The sequence below is a fragment of the Lysobacter sp. Soil_C_15 genome, assembly GCF_057657315.1.
On the sequence record NZ_JBDGIR010000002.1, the window covers coordinates 729,577 to 741,244 of the forward strand.

The following is an 11,668-nucleotide window of genomic DNA, read 5'->3' on the forward strand; positions in this document are numbered from 1 at the left end:
CCCACCACCAAGACCACGCCCCTAAACCAACCTCCCGACACAGCTCAGCCCCCCGCTGGATGCAAAACCCAATCCCGCAGCCCCATCCCCCACAGCCATGACCTGCAGCTCATGCACGCATCCGCCCTCAGCCGCAGCATGGCCCCATGCAGCAGGCGCGCGACCCATGCAAGCGCGCCCCGCCGCGGTCCGGCAACGACGCAACGGGGTGCGTCGTTACTCATCGAAAAGCCGCACACCAGGGGATCCACTTGAAACATCCAGCGCGTCGAAGCTTCCTTCAGCTCGTTCTTGCCTCCATGCTCCTCCTGCAAGCGCCGATCGCGGTGCAGGCCCAACCTAACGATGCGCCACCGCCGAACGCCGTCGATCTCGACGCCCTGCTGAAAGACGCGATGGAGGGCACCAAGACGCCCGCACTCGGCGCACTGGTCATGCGCGACGGCGCGATCGCCCAACAAGCCGTGCGCGGCCTGCGCCGCAGCGATGGAACCGACGCGGTCGGCGCCGACGATGCCTGGCTGATCGGCTCCACCGGTAAACCGATGACGGTCGCGCTGATCGCCAAACTCGTCGATCGCGGCGTGCTGTCCTGGGACGCGCCCCTGGCGACGCTGCTGCCCGACCTGGCCGATACGATGCGCCCGGAATACCGGTCGGTCACCCTGGTCCAACTGCTCTCGCACCGATCGGGCCTGCCGGAAAACATCCGCGACCTGAAGTTCCTCGACACCTTCTTCGCCGACACCCGGCCCTTGCCGCAACAACGCCTGGCCTTCATCGCCCAGGCGCTGAAGGACGCGCCGGCGGCCGCACCCGGCACGGAATTCAACTACTGCAACACCGGCTTCCTCATCGCGGCCGTCATCGCCGAGCGCGCCACCGGGCAGGACTTCGAAGCGCTGATGCGCCGCGAAGTCTTCCAGCCATTGGCCATGACGAGCGCCGGCTTCGGCCCCACCCAGGCCGGCCAGCCGCTCGGCCACCGCGGCGGCAAGCCGGTGACGACGGCACCGAAAGTGTCCGACGACGGCGTGCCGATGATGTACACCGCGGCCGGAAACATGCACATGAGCCTGGCCGACTGGGCGCGCTTCTGCCTCGACCAACTGGCCGGCAGCCAAGGCCGCGGCAAGTTGCTGACCCCCGCCTCGTACCGGTTGATGCAAACGGCGCAACCCGGCAGCGGCTCGGGCCTGGACTGGGGCGTCCAGGATTCGATCGCAGGGCGCCAGGGCCCCGTGCTGGTGCACGGCGGTTCCGACGGCAACTGGCTCGCCTGGGCTGTGCTGTTCCCGAACACGAACACCGGCGCCCTGGTGGTGGCCAACGCCACCGAGGACATGGGCGGCGACAAGGCAACCAAGACCGTGCTGGGCGCGTTGTTCCCGAGCTTGAGCCCGGCGAAGTAGGCGATGGCGGGATGAAGCTCTAGGTTCGCCGCCCGCGAGCTAGCCGCCCGGGGATACGGTGCCGGAGACAACTCAAAATTGTCTCCGACACCATTCTTACCTTGTAGGAGCGGCGCAGGCCGCGACCGGCTACGGCGAGCCCGACCCGGCCGCGCGCGCCATCATCCCTAGCGGTGATCAAGGCCGATCCAGACACCAAGCCGCCCACAATCAACAGAAGCAAGTGTCAAAACGCCGAATCCAGACTCGGCCCCAGCCGTTCAGCACCGGGCTATCGCGGCCCCCTTGCCTTAGCTGTCCAGGCCCCATCGCCCGGCGACGCAGACAAGTCCGAATTCATCGCCCAATCGCGTAGACCATAAAAAACGATTCCGGCCCGGGTGATCCGCGTCGGCTCCAAAAAATTCCGTTGGCAGTGACCTATCACGGCACCATGAGACAGCGGTCTTCGGAGGGGGAGATGAATCACCGAATAGCTTCGACTCATATAGCGTGTTCGCTGCTTGCGCTGATGACTGCATCTGGATCGGCTGCTGGACAGGCAGTTTCCCAAATTACCTGGAAGGTAGCGGCAACGTTCCCGCAGCGTGTCGAGTTCGTCAACGGCGAACGCCATTGGCGAACTCCGAATGACGCATTGCCGAAGCCGGGGGAGTCCTTCGATCAATGGTACGTGCGACTCGCCGCAGCCAATCGATCGCCCTATTCCGCTTTCGCGGGAAACCAATTTGACATCTGGAGCGAAACCGATCAGCAGTACCGACCGGATTTTCTCAACTACGTCCGCGGGGATCGCGTCGCGACAGTGATCGAGGTACAGGGGCCGCTCGCATCAGCCGATTCCTGTACATGGACCGTAGACTCAGTTGTCATCTCGACTCAGGAACGTTGCGGCTATCTGGAAACGCTTGTGCCAACCCGGAAGGTTCTCGTGCATGTGCAAGCCAATGCTGACCCGGGTTCGTCCGATATGGGTGATGCCCAGCTTTTTGCCTCTGGTTACGTTCATCCCAAACGCGTTTTGATCCTCGGCCTTGGAGATTCGTATGCGTCGGGTGAGGGAAACCCCGATGTGCCTACACTGTGGAAAAATGTCGACATTCCAGCGGACTATCGTCTGGATTGGCTCGAGTCGTCTTGGAAGAACCAGGGCAAATATGTTCAAGAAGGAGCACGATGGCGCGATACAGCATGCCATCGCTCGTACTGGAATCAGCAGAACGTCGCCGCCGCACGCCTGGCAGCGACAAATTCGCAACAGGAAGTCATATTCCTTCAGTATGCCTGCTCTGGAGCCGAAATTTTCGATGGTTTACTGGTGCGCCAAGTCAACCCGCCAGGCATTGGGCTGGAAAAGAAGTCCGGATGCTCGAAGGCGACTGATCCAAAGTGTCGGCTCAAGATGTCACAACTGCGGGCAGCGGTGAGCTCACTTTGCCGCGTCGCGCCCCAACGCGCAAAGGCCCTAACCGACGCAATGGCCCTATCCATCGCACAAGCTGAGAGAGCAGGCAAGTTGGCGAAGATGAATGCCTACCACTCAATTCCCAAGGACATGCGTATCGTCGGGGAACGTCTGCCGCCCACGGCGCTCGACTTGGTGAGTTGCACCGACTTGGTCCAGCCGGACGCCATCCTAATGTCGATTGGCGGGAACGATGCTGGTTTCGCACAACTTGTTGCGTGGGCGTTGATGCCGAGGCGAGGTGCGAACGCTGGACTAGATGTCCCGTACAGACTTATGCGCCGACAGATGGTCGTTTGCCCACCGGCGCAGAAGGAATGGTGCCGCGGCGCCACATCAGACACCTTGGCAATTCAACTTCCGTTTCGATATCGGTGGTTGGCTGCCGCGATGCAAGGAGTCGGCATGGAATCACCACCCAGCGCAACACTGGTGACGTCATATCCAGATGTATTGAGAAATAACAAGGCAGTCATCGCCGCCAGTTCGGAGTTATGCGGCGACCACACGGATAGGAGAAAGACTCCTGGAGTCAAGGATAGGAACAACCAATGGACAGCATTCAATGTTTCGATACCAAACTGGCTGCGGTACATTCGTCCGTGGCATTTTGCGCTCGATGCCACCCCTGCATCGTCGAACTCGTGGCGACTCAGCCCAGGGCATGAACTGATCATGCGCGTGCTACCCGATTTGCGGCGCAGCTTGCAGGCATCTGTCGCTGAAGCGCAATTCACCTATGTAGACACTTCCGATGCGTTTGTCGGCCGAGGGTGGTGCACAAATATTCACAATGACTACAAGGCGATGCAGCTCCCTGGCCTTGATAACCCGCTATACAACAGCACACCACATCAGTGGAAACCATTCCAACCACGCAACCGGCTAGTTCGCACGGCGAATGACAGCTACTTCACCCAGTTGTCCACACGCTCTGGAGACGTGAACGGAACGATGCATCCGACAGCTGAAGGTCACTTCAAGCTGGCGGAACAACTCCACGGCGAGCTCGCAGCTATTCTGCAGTCTAGACTCGAGAACAGGGAAGCCACGGCGAGCGCGGTCGACTCGTCTCGGCATCCTTGATTGTTAGGTAGCGGCACGTTCAATGAGCATCTTTCGATACCGCACATAACTACGTCATGGCGGCCATGACCCGATTTCCGATTATTGTGCGGCGCTCGCTCACCGTCTTAAATCGACTTCGAACTAACTGCATTCGTTGATCCGACCCAACCTCTTACCAGAGCGAGCCAGCCCACCTCAGTACATCCGCCCCGCCCCGACGCCACCGTCCCCGACCAGCGTCCAAACACAAGCCGCCAACACCGGATCCAACCGCCGCGCCAAGGCCTGAAACACCTCCCGCAACACCCGATGATCCTGTCCAGCGGGAAACCCGATCTCGATCAACACCTCCGGCTGCAGAGTCCGCACGATCCCGTGCAACTCCCGCTGGAAAGCGGACAGCGCTTCGAACGCATCGACAGACATGACCACCCCTCCTGCGGGGGCGCAAACTCGGGCTTGCGGGGCATACGCGGCACTCCTGCCCTTAGGCGGAAGGCCCGCGCGGCACCTTGCGCGACCGGCGGGATGTCGGGAGGTTCGAAACCGCACATATCCAAGCCATGAGAAGTGTTCATTTTGAAGCGAAGGGCGTTCAGTGCGGAGCTCAAGCGTGGAGCGGTTGAGCAGGCCAGCCGGCCGGGCGTCAGTTGCGCCTAGGTGGCGCGGGAGCTTCGCCTTAGCCGCAGCTTTCCCGCGCCCCCGTGAATAGCCGTTACTCAATATAACTCGCGAGCCGATGCTGGACGAGCGGCACTACGTCGGTTCGAACTAAGCAGATGGATTGCAGGATAAAATACGCATGGCGCGCTGCCGGCGATCCCGCGTCCCGACTCAGTTCAAAGACGAGCTGGTCGAGAGCCTTGGCCCAAGCGGCACGATCCGCGTTCGCCGCGCAGCAGAGGAATCTGAGATAGATTCTCAAGCCTGTCGACAATGTGACCTCGTCATTCACTGCGCGGTTCAAAAGCCTGGCCAACTCTGTGTCTCGCAGCGACGCCGCCAGGTGACAGAGCATCACATATGCTTGCCCACCGTCTTCGGTCCCGAGGAGCGTTGCATCGGAATCGATCAGTGTGGTCAACCCGTCGCACACGCGACGCGTGATGTCGGAATCGATTCGTCCAAGCAGTCCGGCGTGTCCCACTAACCGAATCCCTTCGACCAAATTTGCGCCGGGTGCGTCGAGAGACTCTCGCAACTGATCCTGGAATTGCTCGGGCAAAGCTTGCTCCAGGTCACTCGCACCCTCTAAGGGGCCTGGCAGACTGCCATACACCATGTTGTGGCGGCTCACGACTCCGTCGGGATCGTGCAACAGCCCCCGAAGCTCTTCAACCTCGGCAATCTCAGGGCGCAATTTGACCGCGGCCGCCACGCGCCCGGTCAACTCGAAACCCAGCTGCGCGGGGGATAGAAGCACAGCGCTCCATCTCGGTTCCCAATGAACGTCGGCAAGACTTACGGCGTGAAAAGGCATCTTGAACTGCTCAAGCCAGTCGGCGAACGGAGCGATATCGATCTGCGCATCCAGCACCTCAGCCTCGACCATCGCCGCGTGCGAAAACGAGGCGAGACGTCTGACGCTCGGTGAAACCCCGCCTAGCAGCCCTGACAGTGCCACCCGCTGATCGACAAATGCTGCTAATGCGGCCGAAAGGACCATTCGAGTGCTACTGGGCGCGAGCACCTCCTTAGCCAGGACTAGCAAGGGTCGCAAGACCTCGGTGATCTCCCGCACGGGTCGGGAGCTATGGCAAAGCGCTTCGATCAGCCCGACGATCGACCACGCGTCCAGCGTTGGCGTCCATGCTTGGACCCACTGCTCAAGCTCACCCATAGCTGCCCTCTCGAGAAGCGCCGTTGGCGCAAACCGCGAATGGATGCATCGGAAAAGCGAAAGCCTGAGCTGATCTTCTAAAGTGACGCTGGATCCCCAGGCTGCAAGCCCCTCCCCGGCCACGGGCAGACTGCCGTGTTCGGGGCTTAGGCCGGCCAAGGTGAGGAAGTAGCTCTCGACCTCCGGGACGAGCTCCTGCGGAAGGACCGGGTTAACCCGCAGGGCATCGTTGATCGACGATCGGACAACGAGGGGGGAGCTGCGTAGCTCAAGACGCAGCGTCCCAATCTCACTAACTTCAAGCGGGCGGGCGGCAAGTCGGCTGAGCCAACGATGTTCAAGGCGTTCGCTACCTCCCACGTCTGATACGAGCTGCAACAAGTGTCGCTCACGTTCCTCCACTCGATCGCTAAGCAGGGGCGCAAAGGCGATTTCGAACTGCTCCGACAGCTCCTGCTGCCGTGCGACGACGCTCTCGTCCCGGCGGCCAAGCGTCCAAAGTCGCTGCTTATCGTCGGTTACTTCCGCGACAGGCGGACCGCCGCGCCATGCGACGCGAGCAGCTTCGTAGAGCTTTTCGGTGTCAAACGTAGGGCGGCTCGATGTATGGGCGGTCGTCTGGCGGGTGACCGAGATGCCCAGTTCGCGGCAGAAGGCCTCGTCTTCCAGCAAGGGCGCCTTGACTGTTCCGGGCATAGACGAAAGAGAAGCCGCAGCATACGCCGCCAAATACTCGTTCTTGATTCGTAACAGTTGAGCCTTTAGCACCTCAAGAAGGAGGTTAAACGCCGCGGGCCGATCATCCTTCAGCGGCTTGCACAGATGTTCATCAACCCACGTCCAGTAGGCTTGGCTCCGGGTCTGTGAAGGATCAACAAGGTAACGTGCTACTTCGAGCGCTTCCTGCATCAAGCCGCGCCGAGCATCAAAATCCCCCAGGAACGAAGCACTGAAGTCCGAAAATCGACCCAAGCGGAAAAGCCAATCCGCACGCTCGTCATCACCCACCCGATTATCCTTGTCCCAGAGCGAGGTAATCGTTTCACGGAATGTCGAAGCGGTGCTTGTCAGCCAGAACTCTTCCAGTGGGAGCGCGACGTAACGTGAGATTTTCAGCAGTTGAATGCTCTCGCGCAGGGTGCGTGCAAAGTACCCCTCTCGGAGCTCGCCATCGACGATGGAAAGGTCTTCGGCCGCATGGCGTGCTTCGTCCAGTCGAACCGGAACAAGGGCGCAACCGGAGTTGCGCAGAAGCGCTCGTTTTGCCCACACGTCTCGCTCCGACAGAATCCCGACTTCACGCATGCGGTCGATAACGTCGAGAGTGTCGGCGACAGGATGATCGATTCCTGAATCGTCGGTCATCGACGAATAGCGATTGCCCGCGCGATCGTCAATGATCAACATCGCATCCTTCGGGATGTCGACGAAGAGCTGTTTAAGCAGGCGTGTCGAAAACCGATCTTCCTTGTCACCGGGTTCGAGGCGAGATTTGGGCAAGCTCCTGATAAACCCGCTTTTAAGTCCATTGAGCCCGAACGTCTGTAGCCGGGTCAACAGTTCCCGCGGGTAGGAGCTGTCGTCCTGATACGAAGCGAGAGCGACCGCTTCACGAGACGTTTCGCCATGGATTTTCAGCTTGAATCGCGCCGCGATACAGCGCTCGATCAGGCCGATCGATCGCAGGTAGGAGAGCGTGAGACCATCAAGGTAGAGAGTCGCTCCGGACGTGATCGACGGTTCATTGGACCATCCATTATCGTTACCAGCCAGAAAGGCCTGCGCCCTGGACATCTCTTCGGCGCTGAGCATGCCCATTGCGTCCAGTGCATTTACCAACCCGCGAACACTCACGAGACGAGTCGTCGCCTCCAAGGGCAAGTCGGCAAGGCGAGTCATGGAAGAACTGGCGCGATAGATGGGATAGGGGTGTACGACGAAGCTCGTCCCATCGGAGCCGTCGACTGCGCATGCGTCGAAAAGGTCGGCCAACTCCCGTCCGACTTCCTTGTATAGCCGACCGCGTTGCTCTTTCGCGGGGACAACGTCGATTTCCCGCTTCATAACCCAACGAATGAGATCGTTAGCTTGCGTAACGCGGGAGGGTTGGTGATAGCCGCTCTGATCGCGCTCGTTAAGCAACCAAAGGCCAAAGTCGTGCGGCAGGTAGAGCTCTTCGAAAATGCGCGGAAGAGAATCGAGGAGGTCCAAATAGGCGAGCACAATCAATGACGTGCAATCGATCGCCGCCTTTGCCCCTTCAGGAATCTGTTTGGCCCGGTCATTGCCTGCGAATAGCGGCACCACATTCCGGGCTGACGGGTCTGAAGCCGCCGCGTTTCGCCGCATCGCCTGGAAGATGACCGACGTCAGCGATTCATTGCTCGCATCTGCCGCCATCGCCAGAAATAGCTCAGCAGACTTCACCATCTCGTTGACCGAGCGAATGCGGTCGTTCCACTGGGGCGCCATATCTACGAGTTCTTGCAGCGACTTGCGCTGAAGGACCTGTTCGCCCTCGGGTTTCGCGTCGTCCGTCGCGATCGCCTTCAGAAGCCATTCGTCAGCGCTTTGTTTTTCGGCCCAGTTGCCTTTTACCGCCAGCATATAAACGGCCATAAAAATGGACGCATCTTTGTCGGCGAGCGCTGCAGCCATCGCAGCTGCGGTTTGAGCGATCGACGTAAGCCCGAAGGCGTTGGCGGCAGTTGCGACTCGCAGCAGACCGCGCGGATCGTCCGTTGCGATGTCCAAGGCACTTTGCAGCAGGCCTGGGATCCGATCCCAATCCAGTGATTGGATTGCGATCTCAATGCGCCGATTCACGCAATCGCTTTCATCGAGTTCGGAAGCATCAAGGTGATCGAGCGCTTCCTGCCAATTGCCCAGTTGTAGCGCAAGGCGCAGCTTGAGGAGCGCAACTTGAGGCTCAGCATCGAAAGTTGAGTCCAACCCCTGCAGGATCTCGCTCGCATGGGACAGCGCCCCCTCATTGAGATACAGACCTGCCAAGTTGCACGCGTCTATGAGCGAGTACGTTTCCCGATACACTTCTTCGAGAGTCGCGATCGCACGTGACGAGTCACCTGACGCCTTCTGCCGACGGGCAATCTCGCGTCGGACTGATGGCGATGTTGCTTCGATCTGATCTTTGGAAAGTTCTTCAGAGAGATAGAGCGTTTCGAGCTGTTTAGCAACTTCCGTCGGCAATCCGCCCTTTGCAAGAACCTCCGCCGCTGCAGTTCGGTCCCCCGTCCTCGCCAGGATTTGAACCTTGATCGAAGACAGCTGAATGGGGTTGACGCGGTCGCAGAGCGATTCGTAGAAGAACTCCCAGTCTTCCAAAACCATTTCTGGCGGAAGATGCTGCATCAAGGCAAATAGAGCCCACGCCGCGTCGTCGTTCAATTCGCCGTAACGCTTAGCGTACGATTTGATGCGATTAAGTAGGCTATGCGTGTCGACTTCCTGCTCAGCGGCAAGTGCTAACGGGAGCCACCGGAATGCGTGCTCGCCTGAAGACTTCGAAAGAAGGTTTCCTTCAAAAAGTTCTGCTGCACGCTGCCGCGCAAAAAACCGGGTGTCAGGGTGCTGCAGCTTCAGCCAAAGCGCGTGTTCCAGCGCGAGGTCCGCTCGGGCAGTCCAGCCACGCGCGCGGCAATGAGCTTCTAGAGAATCGAACAGGTCAATGGCTCGAAGCTTTGCAGTGACAGCCTCGGAGGTCGAGCTTAGATCGGCGTCGATGACCGGGGGGCGCAAATTGAACGCCCATTCACGCAGGTAATCGGGCTGTGCTCGACAGTAATTTGCCACTCCGGCAGCCCAAAGTAGGCCCGGGTGTTTGGATTCGGCGGGCCGATCAAGACTCTCGAGCCAGTTCCAGGCGAGTTCCCAATCGAAACGATTCAGGGCGTCGTGGAGAACCATGAACTGGCCATCCTCGTCGAAGTCCGATGGCGTCAACGTTTCTTCGGTCAGCCAGGCTACGGCGTCCTGGTTTTCCCTCCGGCGCAGGACGAGGTATCGAGCCGTCCGGCCTTCGCTAGTATCGACCCCATGAAGCGTGTGGAGTGCAGCGAAGACGTCGGACTCGGCTTCGATCAGTGCCGTTACAAGCCGCTGTTGAGGGACAGGAGTAACCGCAAGGGAATCATTCAATAGCGCGCGCGCAGCTTCGATATCCTTGTGGACCAAGAGGCGTGCGCACCAAGCAAGGACCTCACTACGCACCGCAGGCGCTGCCAGGGCATAGGCCCCGTCCTCCGCGGCATCAGCTGCGAGTGCCCGAGCGGCGCCGTCTGAATCAAGCTCAGAAAAAAATCGACCAGCCTTGAGATCATCGAGGCGACTGACGAGTTGTTGCGTCAAAAGCTCCACCGGCACTTGCTTGGCCAGTCGGGCGGCCTGCGCCATGTCTGCGTACTCACGCGGCTCAAGCGAGACCTTCGCATGCGGAAGCAGCAGATCTCGCAGGTCCTGACGACGTAGCGTACGACGGTTGGAGTCACGAGCGGCGGATAGCTCCTTGATGCGCCCGGCAACGATTCGCCCAAGCTGCCTACCTTTGAACTGTTCAAGGCCAAACTCATACGAGCAGAACGAAGCAACTTGCTGCGCAAGTTGCTGCTCTTGAGCGGCGAGGCTCGGCGCCTTGGCAACCCAATGGACCAGCGGAAAAAGAAGGTCTGCGACCTCATCATTCGCTCGTTTCTGAAGCCAGTTACTCAGCAACGAGGAGGAGCGTGCCGCATTGCGCAGATAGCCCACCAACTCGTCGCGAAATTCCGCCGCTTCTCCATAGCGGTTCCAAGCGTCAAGAAACGATTGAGTGCCGGCCCCCTGCCAATCAGGATCGCTACCAAACGCTGCCGTCGTCAGATAATGAAAATGAACCTGGGTTCCCGCGCCATCTACGCGCTCCACGACACGATCAAGAAAGTCGTGCGCTGAACGAAGGGTAAGGCGGCGCGCAACGTCTTTGACCTGAATCACGCGCGCACCCGCGGGACTGGTAATCGCTACATCCTCGGCAATTTCCAGATGCAGCTCTTCATCTTCGCCCAGTGAGCACCACTCGAGGGCTGCGACGTAGGCCTGATAGTTATAGCCGCGAATGGAGGCATCGGCCTCATGACCCGGCGTCGCCAGTGTCGCTACCGTCGGAATGCTCATTAGGCAGTGGCAGCCGTGTCTGTTTGCTCGACCAGGTTGGGCCGGCGGCGATTAGGCTCCGGCACCGTTCGATTTGCGTTGCGTCCGAACTCAGCCAGGCTCCCGAAAGCTTGCGGCCGTGGCTGAGTGGGAGACGCACCAAAAGGCTGACTCAACTGTAGTTTGGGGCGGTCAGCTTCTTCGACAGGTGCGGCCGCGCGCCAACCGGCGTGCATCTCGTCCAATGCGGCTTCGCCGATTGCGGTGGGACGCAGGTACGAGAAAGCGCCTTCGCGATGAACCTCAAGCGCACCAATTTGCACCAGACGCTTCGCAAGCCGGCTGAAGTTTCCCTCATTCATTCCGATCTGATTCGCTAGCGCCTTCTGTGACTGCCTCTGTCCGAGCCCGACTGCACGGCCCGCGGCACGCAGGACATCCAAGCCGCGTTGGGCCGACCGCACGCCGTCGACCACCGAATTCAGGGCGGCCCGATGAAGCGACGTGTTCACCACCTCACGAAGTGACGCGAAGGCACCTGCAGCGTAAGAGGGGTAGTCAAACCTCTCGATTGAGGGGGCGAGCGTGCGCCTAGCGGCATCCAGCTCGCTGAGTACCACCTTTACTTCAATAGGCGTTCCTTGCCGAACCGCATAGATGACCGGTTCAAGAAGGGCAGTGAGGGTTTCGGGGAGGGGTTTCATGGGGACAATTGTATACAATTGTTCTGAA

At 59.8% G+C, this 11,668-nt stretch carries 5 protein-coding genes; 2 read left to right on the forward strand and 3 right to left on the reverse strand.

Going from position 1 to position 11,668, the window contains the following annotated elements:
• Positions 1 to 251: 251 nt before the first annotated feature.
• Together AC3A57_RS07325 and AC3A57_RS07330 are read left to right on the forward strand one after the other, a co-directional pair.
• The gene (locus AC3A57_RS07325; protein WP_487578287.1) at positions 252 to 1,412 is read left to right on the forward strand and encodes a serine hydrolase domain-containing protein; all 1,161 of its coding nucleotides are present in this window, start codon (positions 252 to 254) and stop codon (positions 1,410 to 1,412) included.
• 460 nt (positions 1,413 to 1,872) lie between these two features.
• Positions 1,873 to 3,963, forward strand: coding sequence for a hypothetical protein (locus AC3A57_RS07330; RefSeq protein WP_487578288.1), 2,091 nt, complete (start codon positions 1,873 to 1,875; stop codon positions 3,961 to 3,963).
• A 177-nt stretch (positions 3,964 to 4,140) separates the two neighbouring features.
• On the opposite strand, the gene AC3A57_RS07335 is transcribed toward AC3A57_RS07330, so the two are convergent.
• The 3 genes from AC3A57_RS07335 to AC3A57_RS07345 form a co-directional block, all read right to left on the reverse strand.
• The gene (locus tag AC3A57_RS07335) at positions 4,141 to 4,371 is read right to left on the reverse strand and encodes a hypothetical protein (protein WP_487578417.1); all 231 of its coding nucleotides are present in this window, start codon (positions 4,369 to 4,371) and stop codon (positions 4,141 to 4,143) included.
• Positions 4,372 to 4,660: 289 nt separating this feature from the next.
• Entirely contained in the window at positions 4,661 to 10,957 is a 6,297-nt protein-coding gene (locus tag AC3A57_RS07340) for an HTH domain-containing protein (protein WP_487578289.1), read from the reverse strand.
• The gene (locus AC3A57_RS07345; RefSeq protein ID WP_487578290.1) at positions 10,957 to 11,640 is read right to left on the reverse strand and encodes a hypothetical protein; all 684 of its coding nucleotides are present in this window, start codon (positions 11,638 to 11,640) and stop codon (positions 10,957 to 10,959) included. The genes AC3A57_RS07340 and AC3A57_RS07345 overlap by 1 nt, the downstream gene beginning before the upstream one ends.
• Between the last annotated feature and the right edge of the window lie 28 nt (positions 11,641 to 11,668).

Bases quoted from the DNA above. Each gene is read 5' to 3' on its own strand.
- AC3A57_RS07330 (WP_487578288.1), top strand. From the start codon at position 1,873: ATGAATCACCGAATAGCTTCGACTCATATAGCGTGTTCGCTGCTTGCG.
- AC3A57_RS07340 (WP_487578289.1), bottom strand. From the start codon at position 10,957: ATGAGCATTCCGACGGTAGCGACACTGGCGACGCCGGGTCATGAGGCC.
- AC3A57_RS07335 (WP_487578417.1), bottom strand. From the start codon at position 4,371: ATGTCTGTCGATGCGTTCGAAGCGCTGTCCGCTTTCCAGCGGGAGTTG.
- AC3A57_RS07345 (WP_487578290.1), bottom strand. From the start codon at position 11,640: ATGAAACCCCTCCCCGAAACCCTCACTGCCCTTCTTGAACCGGTCATC.